The organism is Paenibacillus taichungensis (assembly GCF_050994985.1).
Taxonomy (GTDB): Bacteria; Bacillota; Bacilli; order Paenibacillales; family Paenibacillaceae; genus Paenibacillus; species Paenibacillus taichungensis.
Map to the genome: position 1 here is coordinate 83,074 of NZ_CP194720.1, position 22,769 is coordinate 105,842.

Sequence of the window (22,769 nt, forward strand, 5' to 3'; positions counted from 1 at the left end):
TATGGAATTTAGTAACTTTTGGTATATATTAATCGTATATAAGATGGAGTTCATTCCAGAACATGGCTGGACACACGGACGACACACGGAATCGTTATGTTAACAACAGAATGCTAAAAGGAGAGTCGGCCATGGTCAGAACAGTGCTTCTGGTGGAAGATGAAAGCCGCATTCGTGAGATTGTGGCCGATTATTTCATAAAAGAACAATGGAACGTTATTGAAGCAGAACATGGGGTAGAGGCACTGGAATTGCTGGCACTGCATGAAGTGGATCTGGTCATCCTGGATGTGCTGATGCCGGAAATGGATGGATGGACCCTCTGTGGGCATATTCGTTCCCAGTCGACCGTACCTATTATAATGCTGACTGCCCGATCGGAAGATGATGACAAGATTCATGGCTTCCAGCTCGGCGTGGATGATTATGTTACGAAGCCATTCAGTCCTCGTGTACTGGTGGCACGTGCAGAGACATTAATGAAGCGAGTAGAGGGTGCCGTTAGCAAGGAGCAGAGTGTAATTCGGTTTGGGTGTGCCACACTTGATCCCTGGGCTCGGCGGCTTGAGAAGGATGGAATTGAAGTGGAGCTTGCTCCCAAAGAATATGACCTTCTGCTGTATTTAACTCGCAATCAGGGAATTGTACTGTCCCGTGATGCCATCCTTAATCGGGTATGGGGGTATGATTTTGAGGGTGATTCGCGTGTGGTGGATACCCATATCAAAAAGCTTCGCAGCAAACTTGGGGATGAAGCCAAGTGTATCCGAACGGTTATCGGTACCGGATATCGATTCGAGGCCGAGGCATGAGACGTAACGGTGTAACGATGAAACTGTTTCTGGTCATGGCTGGATTTCTGCTTCTTCTATATGGAACAACCGTGATTGCCCAACTGGTCTGGTTCCCGGACTTTTACCAACATCAGAAGATCAGCAGCATTAAGAAAAAATTGACGAAATTCGAACAACAATATTCCACTGGACATTGGAACGATGTGCAGCTGGCCAAGGAAACCGGGAAGTTCATGCGGCAGAATCAGTCGCATCTGGTAATCCTGACGAATACAGGTAAGCTGGTTAATGACCCATTCCACATCGTGCTTTTGCAAGAGGATGGCAAGCAGGTAAATATATCGCTGTCGTTGTTTATCAACAGTGAGAACGCAGGATGGCTTGCTTCACACTTGAAGTATGGTCAGCAATTGACCGTTACAGGTTCGGCAAGTGGAATGAATGATCCTATGGTTTATCCGCTGAAGATAAAGGATCAGAGCTCCGTAGTCAGCGGAACGGAAGATTTTCAGGAGTTAACGGAGCCGGTAGAAGAATGGTCAGGAACATTGAAGGACGTTGTTCTTCCCAACCTGGGGACATGGAGTCAGAGACAGGGTCTGCTCGTGCAGGCGCTGGATAGCCGCTTCCCACTATCTACGGAAGACCAGCTTAGTCTCGCCAATGGGAAAATGATTAATGAGGAATGGACCGATAGCTGGAGTGGTGTACGAAATGTGCTTACCATTGCTCCGGTGCACAGCTCGGGACCTCAGCAGCAACTCATTTTTTCCCTGACGTCCCTGCAGGAGATGAGGGAGGCGAGTGAAGCTACACAACTATTTTATGCGTATTTTGGTATTGCAGCATTTGTGCTGATTGTGTTCCTTTCACTGCTTCTATCCCGAATTGTCACCAAGCCGTTGCTTGCCCTGAACCATGTTGCCAAAAAGATGTCGACCCTTGATTTCACTGTGAAATCGCCCATCCGCCGAAATGACGAGATTGGCAGTCTGTCCAATAGTCTCAACGCGCTGTCCACGACATTGGGTCAGACTTTGGAAGAACTAAGGCAGGCGAACAGTCAGATGCGCACTGATATGGAGATGAAGCAGCGAATTGAACAGCGTCAGCGAGAGTTTTTTGCCGATGCATCCCATGAACTCAAAACACCTATCAGCATCATCAAAGGGTATTCCGAAGGGTTGAAAGATGGAGTCAGTGAGAGCAAACGTGAGCGTTACATCGAGATCATTGCCGATGAAGCGGTCAAGATGGAAACGATGGTTGAAGAGATGCTGGATCTGGTACGGTTGGAATCCCAAGCGATTAAGCTGAACACCGATGCAGTGGCTCTTGGAGATATGATTGAAGATATTGCCGGACGTCTGGGTCCACAACTGAAGGAAAAGGAACTGGAAGTCGTTTTGGTCTCCACCACCGAACAGACCGTTGAGGGGGACCGCAGCAAGTTGGAGCAAGTCATCTATAATATGATGATGAATGCTATACGACATGCTGTCCCTAAGACCGATATTATGATTGAGATCAGCAGGCCGGAAGGGCAGGTTCGAATCTCCATCGAGAATCAGGGTGAGCAGATCTCGGAAGCGGAGCGGCAGTACATCTGGGAAAGATTCTACCGCGTGGAACGCTCGCGTAATCGCAAAATGGGGGGGACCGGGCTTGGCCTGGCCATCGCGAAGCAGATTCTCGATTTGCATGGATGCAGTTATGGTGTGGAGAACACGCCGGGCGGAGTCCGTTTTTATATTATTTTTCCTAATGCTTAGTACGAAGGGGAGTCAAGTCTATGAAATCTTTACCGTCCATTCTAACGTTGGGCAACTTAACTTCAGGCATGTTGGCTGTCATTATGGCTATTCATGGCGAGTTTGCGCTAGCCGTGACGATGATCTGGGTAGCCATGTTCTTTGATCTGTTTGACGGGTTTGCAGCCCGCAAGCTGCATTGTGAGGGGGAATTCGGCAAAGCGCTGGATTCACTGGCTGATGTTGTTTCGTTCGGCACCGCACCCGTGTTGATCTTATATTTGAACTCCATGAATGAGGTAAGTGCACTGGGTATGGCGCTGACAGCATTATTCCCGGTTTGTGGTGCATTGCGTCTCGCCCGTTACAATTGCCAGAAGACAGCAAGCCATGGTTTTGTGGGTATGCCGATTACGTTTGCAGGCGGTCTTATGTCCTTTTTCGCGCTCTGGAGTCCTTATTTTACTCATGGTGTAGCCTATCTTGTCATTATCGTATTATCCGGTCTAATGGTTAGCCAAATCCGATTCCCGTCTCTAAAACAAGTGCTAGCCCCCCATGAGAAGGATATTGTGGAACCGAAATAAGGAGCGAGTCAGTATGGAATTTGCAAGAGAATTTATTGGTCAATATGGTTATTTCGCAATTTACGGACTGCTGGCTCTTGGCGTGATTGGCATGCCTATTCCGGATGAGGTGATGATGACCTTTGTCGGTTATCTCGCCTCCATCTCGGTGCTGAATTATTCGGTGTCCATCGTTGTCAGTTTTGGTGGAGCGTTTACTGGAGGTCTTCTGAGTTACACCATTGGCAAGAAGGCCGGCCGACCACTGGTTGAGAAGTACGGTAAATGGGTGGGGGTCAACGCCAAACGGCTGGGCAGGGTGGAGTCATGGTTTTTGAAATACGGGTACTGGTCCATTATACTGGGCTACTTCATTCCAGGTATTCGTCATCTGATGTGCTGCTTCTCCGGAATAAGCCGCATGGCAATAGGACGATACGTCCTTGTCTCCAGCATTGGCGCGTTTATATGGTGTGTTGTCTTTATATCGATTGGTTTTTACGTAGGTGTGTTAACTTAAAATGGGACAGCCTGTTATGGACAGGCGAGGATAAAGACCTTTTGCATGTGAAGGGGTCTTTTTTGTTTGTGTATTAATTTTAAATAATCCTGAACTGCAACGAACGATAGTCTAGCCTGCCTCAGCGAGCTTGAATACACGAGTACGGTTCTGACTGAAAGAACTTTGCAAGAGTGTGTAACGAGAGTATATGCATAAGCCTAAGTGCCTTTCAAAAGTAACCTTTTAGATTGCATCAATACTAACGAACTGGAATGCGCTTATTTATGCGATTAGGATACTTTTTAAATTCTAACGAATCCTATCATCCTTATTTCCATAAAAAGTTTGATATATGGCTGTAATTGAATCAATTTCGCAGAAATAAGGTGGCTTGGATTCGTTAAATGATGGAGATGATGAATTCTGGTGGAATAGAGTGTCTCAGGTTCGTAAGGCATACGATCGATATCGTTGTCTACCACCCACAACGTGCAGCATATGCTGCTCAACCAGCCTATGCAGAATTCTGCGAGAATGTTGATCGGTTATTCGCAAATGGACTGCTAGTTCGGAAGGGGTAAAGGGACGCAAGAGACGTCTGGCATAACGGATACACTCCGCTTCAAGCCAATTTAAAGATGCGGGGGTATCCGTGGTAACGAATTTCCCCATAAAGGAAAGTACCAGCTGTTGGCAGCGTTTGGGTTCTTCCTTTATTGACAGATAGGCTATAGGCAAAAATGTCCAATCATCAAGTGTTAGCAAACAATGCCGCCAACAGAGATCCTTAAAGCGCCGCACATCGAGATCACGGGCGTGGGGCCCATATCCTTGTATCTCTATACCTCCCTTAGCTCCGTTACCTGGCAAATAAGCCAGATCAAGATATCGATAGCCGTTATGAAAATCCCGAACCTCCCATTCTGGTTGCAAATGGTTGAAGTTCCTGACAACGGGAAACCAAACCGAACGTAGAAATTCCAAAGTACCATGCTCGAGTCCATTTTCTATTCTTGAACGCACTCTAAGGTTCGTTTCCTTCTCCAGAAGTGAGTGTATCCATTCCTCATATGCCTGTTCAAATCCATTGCTCATCGTAATCATTTCCTCCTTATGTTCGTCGAACGAATATTATAAAAAGCAAAAAGCCGCTCTGAACATTTCCGACCTTCTCTTAATCGAAGGTGAAAAATGTATCAAAGCGGCGTGTGCTTCACGACCTAGGTTTAATATTTAAGAACAAGTATAACGTTAATGACCGAATAAATTCAACACTCTAAAAATTGACTCATCGATACAGCTCATGAATATCTTTTAATGCACATTAATATCCCTATATTTCATGTGGTACTTCAGTTCTGGTTATAAGGTATAATTCCAACATCTTACTGAGGAACAATATGGGGTACTGTGAACTATATTGTACAGCATCAGTACCTACATCTAATACTTACATCTGCATTAATAACTCGTACCCCGATTTTTATTTACCCGCTTAGATGGGATTCCTCAATGCCTTTTTCAACACGAGTTTCCCCTTTTTTGCGTGCAAAGGTGATTTTGAGTAACGGTGGCGTTACCAGCGTTGTAACGATAACCATGATAACCACACTGGTGAAATACTCAGCGTCGAGTAATCCGGAAGCAAGTCCGGTGGAAGCAATAATAAGAGCAACTTCACCCCGGGAAATCATGCCTGCTCCAATGGCGAGGGAAGATGAGCGATCAAATCCGGTCAGACGCGCACCTGCTCCTCCGCCCAGAAGCTTGGTTACAATAGCAATCAGACTGATAACGATAATGAACCAGATTTGTGAACCCACGCCGTCAAAAGTCACGTTCAAACCGATGCTTACAAAGAATACTGGAACAAAAATCCCGTACGCGATCGGTTCAAGTTTCGTTTCGACCTCATGTTTGAAGTTCGTTTGTGAGATGGCGATACCTGCCGCAAAAGCCCCGATAATGCCTGCAACACCCATCCATTCCGCAAAGTACGAAAAGCCAAAACAGATGATTAATCCGGCTGTAATAACGGTCTCCGTGACCTTCAGCGGTGCCATCCACTTCATAATGCGAGGAACAAGGAACCAGCTGGCAGCGATAATGACAACAAAGAATAGCAACTTCTTGCCAATGAGCAGAGGGATTGAAGTATCAGTTGCCCCTGTTCCGAGCAAACTCATCATGACAGCGAGGATGACAACAACCAGTACATCATCGACGACAGCGGCTCCAAGAATGGTTGTACCCTCACGAGAGCTGAGCTGATTCATATCTTTGAGCGTTTGAACCGAGATGCTGACCGAAGTGGCACAGAACAATAGTCCAAAGAACAAAGCGTGTGTCTGCGACATGCCGAACGCAGCGGCAGCGCCATAACCTCCGATGAATGGCAGAATGATACCACCCACGGCAACCGCAAAGGCTGCCTTCCAATTTTTCTTCAATTGCTCAAGGTCCGTTTCGAGCCCAGCAATGAACATGAGTAGTAATACCCCAATTTCGGCCATATAGTGGATGAAATCATCCGGTTGAACCCAGCCGAGCAGGGCAGGTCCAAGAATAACACCGACGATCAATTTACCCAATACGGATGGCTGACCGAGTCTTACCAATAAATCCCCAGCCAACTTGGTAAAAATCAAAATAAGTGCAAGAACCAAAATAAATTCCATAGGTGTACTCCTCTCCAGCAGTAGCGTTTATAGGATTACCAGTCCAAGGGGGGATCATTCCAAGCCTAGGAACAGAAAAAGGCATAAAACGGCGTATGTCAGCGTGCCGCTTTATGCCTTAAAAAAAGACAAGGAGGGCCCTTGGTGACAGGCTCCTCCAGTTCAACGCGTATGTGATTAATTGCATTAATTATACCATGAATACAGGATGGGGTAAACCAGTGGTGGTGGGCTTTTAATGAAAATGGCCTGAAAAGGGCACTTTAAAGGTACCTGACGAGGCTTTTTGTTCAGAGTGTTGTCACTTAACAGTCGAGAAATGGCAAGATATAATGAGATAGAACATAGAAGTTAGGATATGAGGAGGATTTTTCATTGGGCAAACAGGACAAAGGGGACCCGAACATTCAATCCAATCAGATTGCCCCGACCAGTAATAAAAATTTTGCAGGTCTCATTATTACCATTTCCATTATCGCCAATGTCATTATTTTATTGTTGTTCTTTGCACCGTCCATCGGATACAAAGGCGATGTAGCCTTTGACATTACAGTGTTGCCGCGGTTTAACGCCGTGTTCAACAGCTTCACCTTTATCTTCCTGCTTGCGGCCTTGATTGCCATTATCAAGCGGAATGTGAAATTGCACAAACGTTTCATCCTTGCTGCATTTTCAACGACCCTTTTATTTCTCGTTACGTATTTGTCGTTCCACTATTTGTCTCCGGAAACGTCCAAATACGGTGGAGAAGGCATTATTCGTTCCATCTATTTCTTCATTCTGATCACACACAGCATTCTGGCAGCGATTATTGTGCCGCTTGCTTTGTTCACTCTGGTATGGGGCTGGACGAATCAATTGAAGAAACACCGTAAAATTGCTCGCTGGACGATGCCAATCTGGCTCTACGTGAGTTCCACGGGTGTAGTTGTATATCTGATGATGGCACCGTACTATTAATAATTTCACATATCATGGGCATATCCGGCTCGCCTTGCGGGTAATGGTTTCATGGAAGGAGGATTCACGCTTATGTACAGAGTCGTATTGATTCGCCATGGACAGAGTATGTGGAACGTGGAGAACCGTTTTACCGGTTGGACGGATGTGGATCTGACGACCGATGGTTACGGAGAAGCGCGTAAAGCGGGAAAGATCCTGAAGGAACAGGGTTTTGATTTTGACTACGCTTATGCCTCAGTACTCAAACGCTCCATTCGAACACTGGATATTGCACTTGATGAAATGGACCGGATGTGGATTCCGATCACGAAGACGTGGAAGCTGAATGAACGTCACTATGGAGCGCTGCAAGGACTGAATAAACAGCAGACTGCGCTGAAGTATGGTGAGGATCAGGTGAAGGAGTGGAGACGCTCCGTTAGCGTATCTCCCCCAGCACTGGACGAAACTGACGACCGGTATGTTCAGGATCAGGACAAGTACCAACGGCTGGGCTGCACCATCCCGCGTACCGAGAATTTGATGGATACATCGAAGCGGGTGCTGGAGTATTGGAATGCAGAGATCAAACCGATTGTGTCAGCGGGCAAAAGGGTACTTATCTCCGCGCACGGCAATACGCTCCGTTCACTCGTCATGCATCTGGACCAAATGTCCGAAGCAGACGTAATGGCGCTTAATATCCCGACAGGCATTCCACTGGTCTATGAACTGGATGAAGATCTGCATCCGATCGGGCATTTCTACCTGACTGCGGATGGATCCACGTACAAACATGAGGAAATGACTCATGTCGCACCGCCGTCCGATTGACCAGACGATTGTTATGACCAAGTAGGTTATACAGTAGTAACGATGATTTCGACTTATACTTATACTGCAAGTTAGAAGATGGCTCCTGAATTCTCAGGTGGCCATCTTTTTAAGTTATAATAGCCATTCTCTAATTTTAACGATTGCATCTGACGTTTCGTTTTTCTCCTAGAGGGTAATCTCAAGCAAGACACGATGTACATTAATCCTGAAGGAGGAACAACATATGTCTAAAAAAAGTGGAATTATTGTAACAGCCATTGGAGCAGGCGTGACTTACTTGATGAGGAACAAACAAGCAAGGGATAAGCTGTTCAGTACGGTGTCAGGACTGATGAAAAATTCAGGTTCATCTTCAAAACCGTCTTATGGAAGCAAAAAAGGTTCACGTGTGATTTAAAATAGATTTTGATATAGGAGTCAATTAGCATGATAAGCCCGGAGCTGGTATGGTCCCGGGTTTTTGTATGCGCTCATATGTTACATGCGATTTTTGCCAGCAAGAATGATACAATGGAAACTTGCAGAACGTATGGAAGGGGATGTACAACATATGAAGAAAAATCGTCTGGGTTCATCCGAACTCATGGTAGGTGAAATTGGTCTAGGCTGCATGTCGCTTGGAACCGAAGTGAAACCTGCCGTAGCCTTGATTCATGAAGCATTAGATCGTGGCGTTAATCTTCTGGATACCGCTGACCTGTATGATGCAGGATTAAACGAAGAAATCGTGGGCCAAGCTATCCAGGGACGCCGGGATCAGGTCATTGTGGCGACCAAGGTTGGTAATCGTCGCATACCAGGAAAAGAAGGCTGGTCATGGGACCCGTCCAAAGCCTATATCAAACAAGCTGTACGAGACAGCCTGAAACGGCTGCAGACGGAATATATTGATCTGTATCAGCTGCATGGTGGCACTCTGGATGATCCAATCGAAGAGACGATCGAAGCCTTTGAGGAACTGAAGCAGGAAGGTCTTATTCGGTATTACGGCATATCCTCCATCCGCCCTAACGTGATTCGTGAATATGTGCAGAGAGCTTCCATTGTCAGCGTGATGAATCAATACAGCGTTGCGGATCGCCGAGCCGAAGAGGAAGTATTACCTTTATTAGAGCAAAAGGGGATTAGCGTTATCGCTCGTGGACCCGTGGCAAGTGGTGTTCTCGCCGATTCTGGTGCTGCCAAGGCAGATAAGGGTTATTTGGATTATACTCCTGAGGAGTTGCACATCATACGAGAAGGCCTGAGCCGGTTGGTTACAGACAATCGCAGCATGGCTCAAACGGCCATTCGTTATGTTTTGGCACATCCCGCTGTTGCGGCTGTCGTGCCAGGTGCCAGTTCGAGAGAGCAGTTGTTGCATAATATTGCTGCTTCGGAATCTGTACCACTTACGGCTGCGGAGATTAACGAAATACGGGAGCTAAGTCCCGCCAATCTCTACAAGCAGCACCGTTAAACGTTGGTAGCCTATTTTCAATTGTAACTATACGAGGTACAATGAAGGTCAACCATAAAGAATCAAATAAGGGAGAGAAGACATATGGAAAGAATTCAAAGTGAACAACAATATCGCGATACAATCAATTCTGACGGGCTGACCGTCATTAAATTTGATACAACCTGGTGTCCGGATTGCAAAAACCTGGATCGCTTTATCGGGGACGTGATCGACCAGCATGCGGATAAAACCTTCTATGCTCTCGATGCAGAAGAGTTCCTGCCGTTTGCCGAAGAGAACGGTGTACGCGGTATTCCAAGCCTGCTCGTATTCCAGAACGGCAAGAAAATTGCACATCTGCACAGCAAATGGGCAAAAACGCCTGCTCAAATCTCGGAGTACCTGCAGACTTTGGAGTCCAAGGTATAACCATAATCAGTTCGTTTAGATCGCAGTAGTTATATGGAACGCCTCCTATCGCTGATAGGGGGTGTTTATGTTATCTGGACGAGGGGTAGGGTGTGGTTCACAAATGAAATCGTTTGTTGATGAGGTTGTGCAAATTAAAAATGGCAGCCTGGTTCCGAAGGGAACAGGTTGCCATTGGCTTTATTGTTACAGGACTTGAAGATAGAGTTACATCATTAAAATGATAAAGAATACGGCTGCCAGCACGAAGCGATAGACTGCAAAGACGGTCAGACTCAGTTTTTTCAAAATGGATAGGAACGTCTTAATGGCAAGCATGGCTACGATAAATGCGGCAATGAATCCAATCGCGAAGATCGGGAAATCGCTGGTATTTAGATGATCGATACTTTTGTATAGATCATATCCTGTGGCTCCAATCATAATCGGCACAGAGACCAGGAATGTAAATTCTGCTGCAGCAACCCGGCTTACCCCTGCGAACAGACCGCCCGAGATCGTCGAACCGGAACGGGAGAAGCCTGGCCATAATGCGAGAATCTGAAAAAGACCCACTACAAATGCCTGTTTATACGTAATATCGTCTACATCATGGGTTGTAATGCGTTCGCTGCGGTGGCTCCAACGTTCAGCGACAATCATCAGAATACCACCAATAACAAGACTGTACAGCACCGTTTGTGCTCCAAACAGATGCGCCTTGATCCAATCCCGGAATACAAGTCCAATGACTACGGCTGGAACCATCGCCAAAAAGATATGTATGAGGTTCAGGCGGGAGGTGTAACTCCTTTTGCCTCCGGTGAAGCGGAACATATCAATGAATTTGTTCCAGTACAGCACAACGACAGCTAGTACAGCTCCGAGTTGCACAACCACCTCAAACGTTTTGACTGACTCGTTGTCCTCCGATAATCCCAGCAAGTGGGCAGTCAGAATCATGTGTCCGGTTGAGGACACGGGCAAAAACTCAGTCAAACCTTCGATGATGCCCATAATAATCGATGATATAAAGTCCAATTCTCTTCCTCCTTGAAATGCAGATGACAGCATATAGGCTGTCCTGCGTGACAATGCCCGCTCATTAGAACAAGGCTATCATCTATTATGATCACAAATGCGCTCAACTTCAACTTATGCTCGTAATGAATTGTTTAAAACCATATTGACAAAAACCTAGTTATCCAATAGGATATACATTAACTGACTGACTGATCAATCGGGAGGATAGGCAAATGTCTAAAAACAATCATTTGGAACCCGGAGAAGAACGCCGGGACCAAATTATACGCATAGCGATGGAACGTTTTGCGACCCAGGGCTACCATCAGACGAAAATTTCCGATATCGTCCGGGAAGCGGGCGTCGCGCAAGGCACTTTTTACTGGCACTTCAAAAGTAAGGAGGCCATTGCCTCGGAGATTGTGTTAACCGGCAGGGAGAAGTTGCTTGAAGCGATTGGACAAGGCTACCGCAAGGATGCCGGATCGGTTGAGGATATGGTAAGAGCTTCGGAACGACTGTTTACCGACTTATTCTCCTTTGCAGAGGACAATCGTTATTTTATGGAGTTGTTGCTTAAAGGTATCGTGTCGGAGGATTCGGTACGCCGTCTGGTCGAGGAGACACGGGGGGCAGTAGAACAGGCGTTTCGCCACAACATGCAACGGGCCATTGAGCTGGGCATGCTGCCGGATTCCATGAATGTACCGCTCCGTGCTGCGCTCCTGGTTAGCATGATTGAAGGCATGATTACGCGCTGGCTGTTTGGTTCGGAGCAGCTTCACAGCGAGTTCTCATCAATGTCAGCAACGACATTAGCTGCGGAGGCGGCAAGCTTTGAATTTTACGGACTGCTCGGCACATAAAGGTGTGCTGGCCCTGGAGCTTTATTTTCAACAACTGGATTAATTATTCACATGATTAAGCCAGCAGCAGGGAATAATGGGTACAACTGCGGTTTAGGAAGACAGGAAAAAGAAGTTTCAACAGGACATGACTACATGGATGAGAGGAAGTTAATGACATGAATAAAACATATGGAATGAAATCTCGCAAAGGCTGGACTTTAACAGCCCTGCTGCTAATGACGGTGCTGGTGCTCAGCGCTTGTGGCAGTAAAGCTACGGACAATGGAAGCAGCAATGGAGCACAGGCGAACAATGAACTGGAGCAGATCAAGTCTGCTGGCGTCATCAAAGTGGGTATGATGGGCACGTACGCTCCATACAACTTCCTGAACGATAAGAAAGAAATGGACGGCTACGATGCAGATATTGCACGTGAGGTTGCGAAGCGTCTTGGAGTTAAGGTGGAATTTGTATCCCAGGAGTTCTCCGGCCTGACACCAAGTCTGCAAGCCAAAAAGCTGGATGCCATCATCAGCCAGATGACGATTACCGATGATCGCAAGAAAGTACTTGATTTCAGTGATCCGTATATTACGAACCAAGTTAAAATTATTGTGAAAAGTGATAACAATGACATTACCAAGTTGGAAGATTTCAAAGGAAAAACGATTGGTGTAGGCCTCGGTACCAATGATGAAACGTATCTGCGTAACGAAGTGCTGCCGAAAGTGGGCGACTTCACGATTAAAACCTATGACGATGTTATCTCTTCACTCAAAGACCTGAATGCTGGACGGATTGATGCCACAATCAACAACATGTACGCTCTGAAACCCATCGTGGATGCTAACGGATTAAAAATCAAAGCTGTAGGTGAACCGATTAAGAGTGACCAGGCAGGTATTGCTGTGCGCAAAGATAATCCGGAACTCGTAGCAGCACTGAATGATGCTCTCAAAAGCATGAAAGATGATGGTACGTACAATACCATCTTCAAAAAATGGTTTGGTGAAGAGCCTGCGCAATAATGAACCGGCAGGGCGAAGGGAAGTTTGATCCATGGAATTGGTATTTGAAAATATCCCCTTCTTTCTGAAGGGGGCGTATTACACGCTGTATGTAACTGTAATTTCAATGTTTTTTGCTTTTATCATCGGGGTGCTCGTCGCTATCGCGCGTCTGAAAGGACCGATGTGGCTTAGAATGATCGCTCGTTTCTACGTATCCATCATGCGGGGAACCCCGCTGCTGGTGCAATTATTCGTCATTTATTATGGGCTGGTCGATTATGGCGTAACCTTGGGATCGCTCACTGCAGCATGTCTGGGACTGAGCCTGAATGCAGGTGCGTTTCTGTCGGAGACGTTCCGCGGAGCGATTCAGGCGGTACCCAAAGGGCAGACTGAAGCTGCATACGCAACGGGAATGACCCCGGCTCAAGCGATGAGACGGATTATCTTCCCGCAGGCTGTGCGCATTGCCATCCCGCCGATGGGTAATACCTTTATTGGAATGCTGAAGGAAACATCACTTGTGGCGGCGATTGGTGTTACCGAGTTGTTGCGGTCAGCACAATTGCTTGTGTCACAATATGCGGTGAATATGCCGTTTTATCTGGCGATTGGCGTGATCTATTGGATCATGAGTATCGGATTCTCGGCCATTCTGGAACAAGTGGAGCGCCGGCTGGCCCGGGCTTACTGATAGGAGGGGAGAACCGGTGATTACAACTACAGGATTGACCAAACGTTTTGGGAAAAATGAAGTTCTCACAAATATAGATCTGCATGTCGATGCGAAAGATATTGTTGTTCTGCTGGGACCCAGTGGATCAGGCAAAAGTACGCTGCTGCGCTGTCTGAACGGCTTGGAGGAACTCTCTGGCGGCAAGATTGAAGTAAATGGTGTTGTAGTAGACAGTACCGACTCGCAGCGAATCCAGCGGGCACGGGTACTTGAAATCCGTCGGCAGACTGGCATGGTATTCCAGCAGTTCAATCTGTATCCGCACAAGACGGTGCTTGGCAATGTGATGGAAGGGCTCGTGACTGTGAAAAAAATCAAGCGGGATGAAGCGGCCGAACGTGGCCGGATTCTGCTGGATCGAGTAGGCCTATCGGACAAGCAGGATGCATATCCATCCCGTTTGTCTGGTGGACAGCAACAGCGCGTAGCAATTGCCCGCGCACTGGCCATGGAGCCTGAAGTGATGCTGTTTGACGAGCCTACCTCAGCCCTTGATCCTGAACTGGTGGGCGAAGTGCTCTCCGTTATGAAGGAGTTGGCACAGGAAGGCATGACGATGCTGGTCGTTACACATGAGTTGAAGTTTGCCCGGAATGTGGCTAACAAAATTGTCTTTATGGCGGATGGATCGATTGTGGAAGAAGCAAGTCCACAGGCCTTTTTTGAACACCCGACCCAAGAGCGGACACGTCGTTTCTTGCAGCAAATTACTGAATTCTAAGAAAGAAGGATAACATCATGAATGTAACAACGGTATGGAAAGGCAAACGCGCGTTTACTTCCGAAGGACCCTCTGGCTACGCAGTTGGCATGGATGCCACAGCAGCTTATGGTGGTGACAGCAAGGGTGCTACACCCATGGAATTGTTACTGGCAGGTCTCGGAGGTTGTATGGGGATCGATATCACGATGATTCTGGATGCTTTCCTGGACAAAATTACAGGCATTGAGATTGAAGCACAGGGTACACGCAGTGAAGGTATGCCGAAAGGTTTTACGGCCATTGACCTGATCTTCAAGGTAGACGGTGATATCCCGGATTACCGGATCTGGAAAGCCATCCAAATGGCTGAAGAAAAGTATTGTGCAGTTTCCGCTTCACTTAGCGCAGATATTCATCCCAAGCTAATTCTGAATGGGGTAGACACACCACGTCCATAACGGCATATGGATAACTCCTAGTTAATTTATATAAAAGTATATACTGAAGAGGCGCTTCCAGGTATGGGAGTGCCTTTTTTTGAAGCCCTCTTGCAGGGCTTTTGCTGTTATGTGGTATGATGAATTGGAAGGGCAGGCGCAATATGTACTGACCTTTATATGTAAGCGCTTATAAGCGACGGAAGGTGCAGATATGTTTAGAAGGCTCATTCAAACATCCAACAATCTTAAATTAAAGCATAAATTGCTCATATCCTATGTACTTGTCGTCATGATTCCAGTACTGATTATTGGACTTGCTGTAACCGGATACTTTCGTAAGCAAGCGCTGGACAATGCAATAGGACAGACGATCAACAACGTGGAGAAGGTCAAGAGTCAGACCGCAACACTGCTGCGTGTACCCACAGATATTTCCAACATTCTGATGTTCAACAATGAATTGAAGGAAATTGTGAACAAACGGTACGAAAGCGTTGTGGAGCTGACATCGGCGTACCTCGCATACAAAGATTTTCAGGAATACAAGCGTCTGTACCGTGAGGTTGCGGGCATCCGGTTTTACTCGACCAATCCGACGCTGATCAACAATCTGGAGTTCATTCCGGTGGACAAGCAGACCGAGGAGAGCTACTGGTACCAGAAAGCACTGCAAACGACGAGCATTGGTTGGTTCTACATTCCTGACAAGGGAGATAATCCGGTGCACAAGCTTAGTCTGGTACGTAAAGTGCCTTTTGCCGAATATCGGACCGAGGGTGTACTGATGATTGTAATCAATCAGGATGAGCTGAATGGATTGTTACGTCAGGAACCGTTCGAGACGTTGATTACGGACGAACAGGGTTATGTGGTTGCTGCCAAAAATACCGAGCTTGTAGGCAAGACGCTGGACGAGCTAGATTTTGGTGTAGATCTGCAAAACCAGGCCAAAGGTACAATTGAAGCTGATTTTCAGGGCGAGCCGTCCAACATTATCATTGATGAGATCAGTCCTGGATCGAGCATGAATAGCCTGAAGATCATTTCCGTTTTTGCCACCAAAAATATTGTCAAAGATGCGAATACCATTAGCATGATCGGTATGCTCTTTATTACGTTAGTGTTGGTCATTGCATTGTTGCTTGTATATATCATTTCATTTCTCACATCGAACCGATTGTTACGCCTTAGCAAACACCTGAATAAGCTCGCGCTGGGCGATCTTAACGTTACTTCCCGCATTGATGGAAATGATGAGATCGGGCAACTGTCCAGGCAGTTCAATTACATGGTGAAGAGCATTAATGAACTGATGACTCAAGTGGTAGAGGCAACGGAACAGAACAATCAATTGGAAATCGCGCAGAAAGAGATTAAACTGAAAATGATGGCCAGCCAGATCAATCCTCATTTTTTGTTTAATGCACTGGAGTCGATCCGCATGAAAGCCCATATCAAAGGTGAGGCGGAGATTGCCAATATTGTTAGGCTACTAGGCAAACTGATGCGCAAGAGCCTTGAGATTGGAAGCGGCAAAACGACGTTCAGAGCCGAGCTGGAGATGGTACGTTCTTATCTGGAAATTCAAAAATTCCGTTACGGTGACCGTCTTGCTTTCCAGATCCATATCGATCCGGAGGTAGAGAAGATATACATCCCTCCTTTGATTATTCAGCCTCTGGTTGAGAATGCGATTGTGCATGGTTTGGAAAATAAAGAGGGTACGGTCCGTGTGAATATAAATATTCGTTTGGTGGAGGATGTTGTTCAGGTGTGTGTCGATGATGATGGAGCAGGCATTACGCCGGAGCGTCTGGCTGAAGTGATGCAGTTCATCTGTGGACCGGAAGAACAGGAGAAGAGCCGGATTGGCATGCGTAACGTACATCAACGTTTAACGTTGACCTATGGAGAGCCATACGGGTTGCAGATTAAAAGTGTATACGGGAAAGGAACAGAGGTTTCTTTCACCTTGCCAGCAGGAGGAGACCAGCATGTATAAAGTGTTATTAGTAGATGATGAACCGAGCATACGTGAAGGACTGACAACGATCATTGATTGGGAAAAATACGGCTTTCAGGTAATTGCTACAGCTGCGAGCGGGCGTGAGGCTATTACCCGTTTCGAAGAGTTGGAACCGGACCTAACGATCATTGATATACGCATGCCCGGCATGACCGGACTGGATGTCATTGAGGAAGTGCGGCAGCACCATCCGGGTTCGCACTTTCTAATCCTGAGTGGGTACGCCGATTTTGATTATGCCAAGAAAGCCATTAGTTTTGGCGTGGATGGATATCTGCTCAAGCCGGTGGATGAAGAGGAGATTATCAGTGAGCTGGAGCGGATCTCTGTGATGCTGACACGGGAACGTGAGACACTGGCCCGCCATGCTGGTGAGGATACGGTCTACCGGGAGCATCAGATTGAAGCATTGCTTTTTGATAGTCTGGAAGGTACAGAAACGATGGAAGCAAATGCTCTAGGGTTGAACTGGTCGCAGTATCAGGTCGTGCTGCTGGAGATGCATGCCGAACCTGATTTACAGCGTGGTAGTGTGGTGAAACGCAGACTGGCGGAAACTTTTGACCAGAAAGATCGGGGCATTGTGTTTTCGTTCCATTCCGGACTGGGACTGTTATGTAAAGAGCCTATTTTGACTGTACAATCTGCCCAGCGTTTATATGATGAGTTGGAAGGGCTGCTGGGAGAGTGGAATATTCTCATGTACGCGGCAGCAGGTCAACCAGTAGACTCCACAGCAGACATCGCCCATTCCTATAATCAGGCCAACAGCATATTGGGCGGACGTTTCCTGTTCGCGGAACAACGTATTATGTTATGGAACGAAGACGAAAAGAGCAAGATTTCTTCTGCATCCATTGTTGTCAATGAGGAAGAAAGCGGTGAACCGGATGAAGCGGAGCTGGCGGACAAGCTGTATTATGCGCTCGACATTCGAAGTAGCGAGTCCGTGATGCGTGTGCTGACGGAGATGGAGGAACGACTGATTCCACATCACCAGACAGAACAGGCGATTAAGACGGCGTTCTCCCAAGTCTTTTCATTGGCGATTAACAAACTTGCAGCAACCAATCAGCATATGCAATCCCTTATGCAAGAGCATTCCGTTCTCATTACGGAGGTTTATCATCAATTAACGTTACTGGATCTCAAAGTGATGGCTGCTGAACACCTCAATCGGCTTATTCAACGCATGGGTGGAGGCAGCAAAGATACAGTACTGAAACAGATGATTGAATTTATCCGACGTAATCCGGGCGAAAATCTCAAGCTTGAGGTTCTAGCAGAGGTATTTAACTACAATAGCAGTTATCTGGGCAAGTTATTCAAAAATCATACCGGGGAATATTTCAATGCATTTCTCGATAAGGTTCGAATGGAGAAGGCAAAGGAACTGCTCGATGAAGGCTTAAAGGTGCACCAGGTTGCCGCGAGAGTGGGGTATGCCAACGTGGATTACTTCCACGGCAAATTCAAGAAGTATGTAGGGGAATCACCCTCCGCTTACAAACAAGCAAGAGAGCTTGCGAGATCACAGTCGAAGGATTCTTCAGGAGAGCCGGAACGGGAGTAGCCCATGTTTGGAGGGGAGTAGTGCCTTTTATCTTTGGGATTTCTCCTGATTAGGTAAAAACGTTTTCGAACTTATAGTCTATTGAAAGGACCCTGGAGGTCCTTTTTCTTTTTGATTTTACATAAAGTAAACGATTTCTATAAAACGTTTTCGATAATTACCATTTTCAAATTAATTTCCCTTTTAATTTCATTAATAAATAATAGACAGCGTCATTATCACTAATTTTATAGATATAATATCGGATTTTATAGGGGTATATCTAATTTTTATATGATTTTCTCTAAAATCCAGCTGGTATTTTGAAAACGCTCTATCAGGTATGATTATTTTATAAATCAGAGGAGGGGGAACGGAGATGGAAACGCTAACAGAAAAATCCGCTTCCGCGAAAAAAAGCAGTGACCCCAATCCGTCAACACAAAAACGGCGGAATAGAATTTGGGACAGCATGAAACAGCAAAAGTATCTCTATCTTATGTCATTGCCATTCGTAGCTTGGGTTTTTGTATTTAACTATCTGCCACTATGGGGATGGACGATGGCTTTCCAAAACTATAAACCAGCTAGATCATTCGGTGATCAAGAGTGGGTTGGTTTTAAACACTTTGTAGAGCTGTTCAGTGATGATCGCTTCTATCTGGTACTTCGAAATACGCTTGCAATGAGCTTGATGGGACTGGTTGTCGGTTTTATCGTGCCGATTTTCTTTGCGATTCTCTTGAATGAGATGAGAGGCATGTTCTTCAAGCGCGCCGTGCAAACGGTATCATATCTGCCTCACTTTGTATCCTGGGTCGTAGTGGCAGGGATTATTACCAAGATGCTCTCCACCGATGGCGGGATTATCAATGACATTTTGGTAAACCTAAACATTATCGATCAGCCGATCCAGTTCATGGCGAAGGGGAACTTGTTCTGGTACATTGTAACCGCTTCAGATATGTGGAAGGAAACCGGCTGGAATGCCATCATCTATCTGGCGGCCATTACCGGCATTGACCAAGAACTTTACGAAGCTTCCCGTGTAGACGGGGCGAACCGTTGGAGACAAATGTGGCATATCACGCTGCCAGGCATTCGGACTACAATCTCTGTACTGTTCATCATGTCTATCGGGCATTTGATCAGTATCGGTTTTGAGAAGCAATTTTTGCTGCAAAACAGTCTGGTGCTAGACTACTCGGAAGTGCTTGATCTATACGCGCTCAATTATGGTTTGAATATGGGACGATTCTCGTATGGTACAGCCATAGGCATATTCAACTCCGTTGTCAGTATCATCCTTCTGTTTACAGCGAACGGATTGTTCAAAAAATTCACCAAAGAAAGCATCATGTAGGGAGGGGACGACATTATGGCGAACAAAGCATTCAATGCTACTCGGGGCGATAAGCTGTTCGATATATTCAACATCCTCGCGATGACCCTGGTGCTGATTGTAACACTGTATCCATTCCTGAACGTACTGGCTATCTCACTTAATAACTCGACAGATACCGTACGTGGTGGAATTTACTTGTGGCCACGTGATTTCACATTGCAAAACTACAAAACGATTTTCCAATACGATGGATTGCTGCAAGGTTTGCAGGTATCCATTCTACGTACCATTGTAGGTACGTTGCTCGGCTTGATCAGTTCCTCAATGATCGCATTTACACTGAGTCGTCCTGACTTTAAGTTGAGAAAGTTTGTTTCCACTGCACTTGCACTCACGATGTATTTCTCCGGTGGTCTGATTCCGGTGTACATCCTGATGCGTGACCTGAACCTGATCGGTACGTTCTGGGTATATGTATTGCCAGGTATGATCAGTGCGTTTAACGTGTTCATTATCCGTTCCTTCATTGACGGCTTGCCGTATGCCTTGCAGGAATCTGCGAAGCTGGATGGCGCGAATGACTTTAAGATCTACTACAAAATCATTTTGCCGCTCTGTAAACCGGTTCTTGCAACCATCGCGTTGTTCTTGGCTGTAGGCCAGTGGAATGCTTGGTTCGATACGTACCTGTATAATGGTTCGAAGGCGCATCTGACCACGCTCCAGTACGAGCTGATGAAAGTACTGCAAAGTACACAGCAAGGCTCAGGTGCCGGACGTAACGCCAATGATATGGCTCAGCAGATGACACAGATTTCACCGGAATCCATCAAAATGGCGATCACGATCGTTGTTACGGTTCCAATCCTGATTGTGTATCCATTCCTGCAAAAGTATTTTGTAGGTGGTATGACACTGGGTGCAGTAAAAGCTTAAGCAAGTGTATACAGGCCGCCACATAGATAGAGTGGCCGTATAATAAAAGAAGCATCAGAATGCCCGAAGCGCAGCCATTTGGCCTGCGCTTCACCGTATAGGGCTGCGGAGTGGCATTCATGAAGCTATAGACAGGGACAAAAAAGTCCCGGATAGACAGACATATGAAACGGGAGGATTACCATCATGGCAAGAAACAAAATGAAGATTGCACTGGCTCCAGTGCTTGCGATGTCTTTGCTCGCAGGTTGCGGTGGAGGAAACAGCGGCGAAACGTCGTTTAAGGACACTAGCGGTGATACGTCTCCGATTACTTTTGACTTTTTTAGCGTCGATCCTAGTCCGAACTGGAACGGTATGAAGGATGAAGTAGGGAAGGTCCTTACAGAGAAAACAGGAGTAACCCTTAACGGTGAGTTTGCCGTCAGTGGTGGTCAGGATAAAGTATCCTTAATGGCAGCGAGCGGAGACTATCCCGATATCGTGTCACCCAAAGGAGAGCTAAGCAAGCTCGTGGATGCTGGGGCAATGGTCGATCTGACTGATCTGATCGAGCAATATGCTCCCAATTTGAAGAAGCTGTATGGTAATTACATGGACCGGCTGAAATATAGCAACGAAGATCAAGGGATTTATGTGCTGCCTACGTATTATGCGGTAGACCAGAAGTATTTTGATGCAGGTGGCGGATTTGGGATTCAGCAGCGTGTGTTGAAAGAGCTGGGATACCCTGAAGTTCGTACACTCCAGGATTATGAGAATGTACTGAAAGCATACAAAGAGAAACATCCAACAATTGACGGTCAACCAACGATTCCGTTATCCCTGGACGCAGATGACTGGAGAATCATGATTACGGTAACGAATCCGGGCTTCCAGGCAACAGGGGCTCCGGATGACGGCGAGTACTATATTGATCCTGAGACATATGAGGCAAGTCTGCATTACAAACGTCCAGAAGAGAAAGAGTATTTCCGTTGGTTGAACCATATGTACGCAGAAGGACTGCTCGATCAGGACAGCTTCGTACAGAAAACGGATCAATACAAATCCAAAATTGCAAGTGGACGTGTACTAGGTGTCATTGACCAAGATTGGGGTTATTCCGATGCGGAGAACGCATTGAAAGCAGCGGGTAAAGATGAAGCGACATATTCACACTTCCCGGTAACTCTGTCTAAAGATATCAAGGATCATTCCTTCCAGGACCCTGGTTTTGTATCTGGATGGGGTGTAGGGATTACAACATCGAATCCAGACCCGGTTCGTACAATTAAATTCTTTGATTACCTAGCTTCTGAGGAAGGCCAAGTGCTGATGAACTGGGGGATTGAAGGTAAGCAGTACGAAGTGAAAGATGGTAAACGTGTTATTCCGGCGGATATTCAGGACCAAAAAACGAATAATGCTGCCGTATTCCAGAAAGAAACAGGTATTGGCCTCTATACCAATATGTCTGGTCACTATGGAGATGGCGTTAAAGATTCCACCGATAACTATTACACAACGAATTTCCCTGAGCAGATTGTAGCGGCCTATTCCGATGCGGAGAAAGAGACACTCAAAGCATACGGCGCAACAACGTGGAAAGATCTGTTCCCAAGTGAAGATGAGTTCCCGGTTAAACCATGGGGAGCAGCGTACAATATGCCGACTCCAGGTGACTCGAATTACAACGTTATTTTCCAAAAAACACAGGATATTATCCGTAAACGGATCCCAGAAGCAATCCTCAGTTCACCAGAGCAATTTGATGCCATCTATGACGGTATGATTGCTGAACTTAACAAAGCAGGAGCAGAGGACATGGAAAAACAATACACCGAGCTGGTGCAAAGCCGTGTTCAATTGTGGAGCGGTGAAGAGAGCAAGTAATACGTTTTAGCAGAATAGTTTTTTCGAAAAAAAGGGCCCAGGAAACTGGGTTCTTTTTTATACCTAAAACGTTTTCTAAAAAACGTTTTCAATTTTGTAAATTCGCTATTGACAAGGACTTTTAGAGGGATTATTATTCAAATATGAAAGCACTTTCATTACTGATTTATCAAGGCATGTACACGAATCTTTTCAGTCAAAAGAAGTAAGGATTGGTCCTCAAATTACTGGATAGAGTGAGTCTTTTTCACTTCATTTAGAAAACGCTTTTTATGTTATAAAATCAAACGTTTTACAATCAGAATCACCCGATTACGGTATGTGCAGGTCAGCCTGTTCTACAATAGATAGCTTCA

General features: G+C 46.1%; 22 protein-coding genes. 19 read left to right on the forward strand and 3 right to left on the reverse strand.

Annotation, left to right across the window (positions count from 1 at the left end; all coding sequences use genetic code 11):
* Nucleotides 1-131: 131 nt before the first annotated feature.
* The 4 genes from ACR1R9_RS00435 to ACR1R9_RS00450 are packed head-to-tail and all read left to right on the forward strand — an operon-like array spanning nt 132 to nt 3,631.
* Nucleotides 132-812 carry a response regulator transcription factor gene (locus ACR1R9_RS00435; protein ID WP_076291204.1) on the forward strand — a complete coding sequence of 227 codons (681 nt, stop codon included), beginning with the start codon at nt 132-134 and terminating at the stop codon, nt 810-812.
* Nucleotides 761-2,566 carry a sensor histidine kinase gene (locus tag ACR1R9_RS00440; protein ID WP_433921931.1) on the forward strand — a complete coding sequence of 602 codons (1,806 nt, stop codon included), beginning with the start codon at nt 761-763 and terminating at the stop codon, nt 2,564-2,566. The genes ACR1R9_RS00435 and ACR1R9_RS00440 overlap by 52 nt, the downstream gene beginning before the upstream one ends.
* Before the next feature lie 20 nt (nt 2,567-2,586).
* Complete coding sequence (gene pssA / locus ACR1R9_RS00445; protein ID WP_063566539.1) at nt 2,587-3,132, forward strand: CDP-diacylglycerol--serine O-phosphatidyltransferase; 546 nt, start codon at nt 2,587-2,589, stop codon at nt 3,130-3,132.
* Nucleotides 3,133-3,145: 13 nt separating this feature from the next.
* A complete protein-coding gene (locus ACR1R9_RS00450; protein ID WP_053780148.1) occupies nt 3,146-3,631 on the forward strand; it encodes a DedA family protein in 486 nt (161 codons plus the stop codon).
* Between the two features lie 423 nt (nt 3,632-4,054).
* Here ACR1R9_RS00450 and ACR1R9_RS00455 read toward each other — a convergent pair whose 3' ends face one another.
* Together ACR1R9_RS00455 and ACR1R9_RS00460 are read right to left on the reverse strand one after the other, a co-directional pair.
* Complete coding sequence (locus ACR1R9_RS00455; protein ID WP_433921930.1) at nt 4,055-4,708, reverse strand: transcriptional regulator; 654 nt, start codon at nt 4,706-4,708, stop codon at nt 4,055-4,057.
* A 392-nt stretch (nt 4,709-5,100) separates the two neighbouring features.
* Nucleotides 5,101-6,291 (reverse strand): cation:proton antiporter, encoded by a 1,191-nt coding sequence (locus ACR1R9_RS00460; RefSeq protein ID WP_433921929.1) that lies wholly within the window; start codon nt 6,289-6,291, stop codon nt 5,101-5,103.
* A gap of 375 nt (nt 6,292-6,666) precedes the next feature.
* Between ACR1R9_RS00460 and ACR1R9_RS00465 the strand changes: the two genes are divergently transcribed.
* The 5 genes from ACR1R9_RS00465 to ACR1R9_RS00485 all read left to right on the forward strand — a co-directional run bounded on the left by ACR1R9_RS00465 (nt 6,667) and on the right by ACR1R9_RS00485 (nt 9,940).
* The gene (locus ACR1R9_RS00465) at nt 6,667-7,251 is read left to right on the forward strand and encodes a DUF420 domain-containing protein (protein ID WP_170867957.1); all 585 of its coding nucleotides are present in this window, start codon (nt 6,667-6,669) and stop codon (nt 7,249-7,251) included.
* Between the two features lie 72 nt (nt 7,252-7,323).
* The gene (gpmA, locus tag ACR1R9_RS00470; RefSeq protein WP_175381693.1) at nt 7,324-8,067 is read left to right on the forward strand and encodes a 2,3-diphosphoglycerate-dependent phosphoglycerate mutase; all 744 of its coding nucleotides are present in this window, start codon (nt 7,324-7,326) and stop codon (nt 8,065-8,067) included.
* 226 nt (nt 8,068-8,293) lie between these two features.
* On the forward strand, nt 8,294-8,467 hold the full coding sequence (locus tag ACR1R9_RS00475) for a hypothetical protein (protein ID WP_175381661.1): 174 nt from the start codon (nt 8,294-8,296) through the stop codon (nt 8,465-8,467).
* Nucleotides 8,468-8,620: 153 nt separating this feature from the next.
* Nucleotides 8,621-9,529 carry an aldo/keto reductase gene (locus tag ACR1R9_RS00480; protein WP_433921928.1) on the forward strand — a complete coding sequence of 303 codons (909 nt, stop codon included), beginning with the start codon at nt 8,621-8,623 and terminating at the stop codon, nt 9,527-9,529.
* An 84-nt stretch (nt 9,530-9,613) separates the two neighbouring features.
* Nucleotides 9,614-9,940, forward strand: a complete 327-nt coding sequence (locus ACR1R9_RS00485) for a thioredoxin family protein (protein WP_024631432.1) — start codon at nt 9,614-9,616, stop codon at nt 9,938-9,940.
* 207 nt (nt 9,941-10,147) lie between these two features.
* Here the strand turns inward: ACR1R9_RS00485 and ACR1R9_RS00490 are convergent, their stop codons facing one another.
* Nucleotides 10,148-10,936, reverse strand: coding sequence for an undecaprenyl-diphosphate phosphatase (locus tag ACR1R9_RS00490; protein WP_064641143.1), 789 nt, complete (start codon nt 10,934-10,936; stop codon nt 10,148-10,150).
* A 239-nt stretch (nt 10,937-11,175) separates the two neighbouring features.
* Here ACR1R9_RS00490 and ACR1R9_RS00495 point away from each other — a divergent pair, with 239 nt between their 5' ends.
* From ACR1R9_RS00495 to ACR1R9_RS00540, 10 genes are all read left to right on the forward strand, one after another.
* The gene (locus ACR1R9_RS00495; protein ID WP_083679068.1) at nt 11,176-11,808 is read left to right on the forward strand and encodes a TetR/AcrR family transcriptional regulator; all 633 of its coding nucleotides are present in this window, start codon (nt 11,176-11,178) and stop codon (nt 11,806-11,808) included.
* 176 nt (nt 11,809-11,984) lie between these two features.
* Nucleotides 11,985-12,818 carry a substrate-binding periplasmic protein gene (locus ACR1R9_RS00500; RefSeq protein WP_163761572.1) on the forward strand — a complete coding sequence of 278 codons (834 nt, stop codon included), beginning with the start codon at nt 11,985-11,987 and terminating at the stop codon, nt 12,816-12,818.
* Between the two features lie 31 nt (nt 12,819-12,849).
* Nucleotides 12,850-13,494, forward strand: a complete 645-nt coding sequence (locus ACR1R9_RS00505) for an amino acid ABC transporter permease (protein WP_024631428.1) — start codon at nt 12,850-12,852, stop codon at nt 13,492-13,494.
* A gap of 16 nt (nt 13,495-13,510) precedes the next feature.
* Nucleotides 13,511-14,257: an amino acid ABC transporter ATP-binding protein gene (locus ACR1R9_RS00510; protein ID WP_163761571.1), complete on the forward strand. Its 747-nt coding sequence runs from the start codon at nt 13,511-13,513 to the stop codon at nt 14,255-14,257.
* A gap of 17 nt (nt 14,258-14,274) precedes the next feature.
* Nucleotides 14,275-14,697 (forward strand): OsmC family protein, encoded by a 423-nt coding sequence (locus tag ACR1R9_RS00515; RefSeq protein ID WP_053780142.1) that lies wholly within the window; start codon nt 14,275-14,277, stop codon nt 14,695-14,697.
* 193 nt (nt 14,698-14,890) lie between these two features.
* Nucleotides 14,891-16,681 carry a sensor histidine kinase gene (locus tag ACR1R9_RS00520; protein ID WP_076291214.1) on the forward strand — a complete coding sequence of 597 codons (1,791 nt, stop codon included), beginning with the start codon at nt 14,891-14,893 and terminating at the stop codon, nt 16,679-16,681.
* Nucleotides 16,674-18,278 (forward strand): response regulator transcription factor, encoded by a 1,605-nt coding sequence (locus ACR1R9_RS00525; protein WP_175381690.1) that lies wholly within the window; start codon nt 16,674-16,676, stop codon nt 18,276-18,278. Before ACR1R9_RS00520 ends, ACR1R9_RS00525 begins: the two co-directional genes overlap by 8 nt.
* A 358-nt stretch (nt 18,279-18,636) precedes the next feature.
* Entirely contained in the window at nt 18,637-19,620 is a 984-nt protein-coding gene (locus tag ACR1R9_RS00530) for an ABC transporter permease (RefSeq protein WP_076291216.1), read from the forward strand.
* A 15-nt stretch (nt 19,621-19,635) separates the two neighbouring features.
* Nucleotides 19,636-20,538, forward strand: coding sequence for a carbohydrate ABC transporter permease (locus tag ACR1R9_RS00535; protein WP_076291217.1), 903 nt, complete (start codon nt 19,636-19,638; stop codon nt 20,536-20,538).
* Nucleotides 20,539-20,724: 186 nt separating this feature from the next.
* On the forward strand, nt 20,725-22,413 hold the full coding sequence (locus ACR1R9_RS00540) for an ABC transporter substrate-binding protein (protein WP_099858550.1): 1,689 nt from the start codon (nt 20,725-20,727) through the stop codon (nt 22,411-22,413).
* Nucleotides 22,414-22,769: the final 356 nt, after the last annotated feature.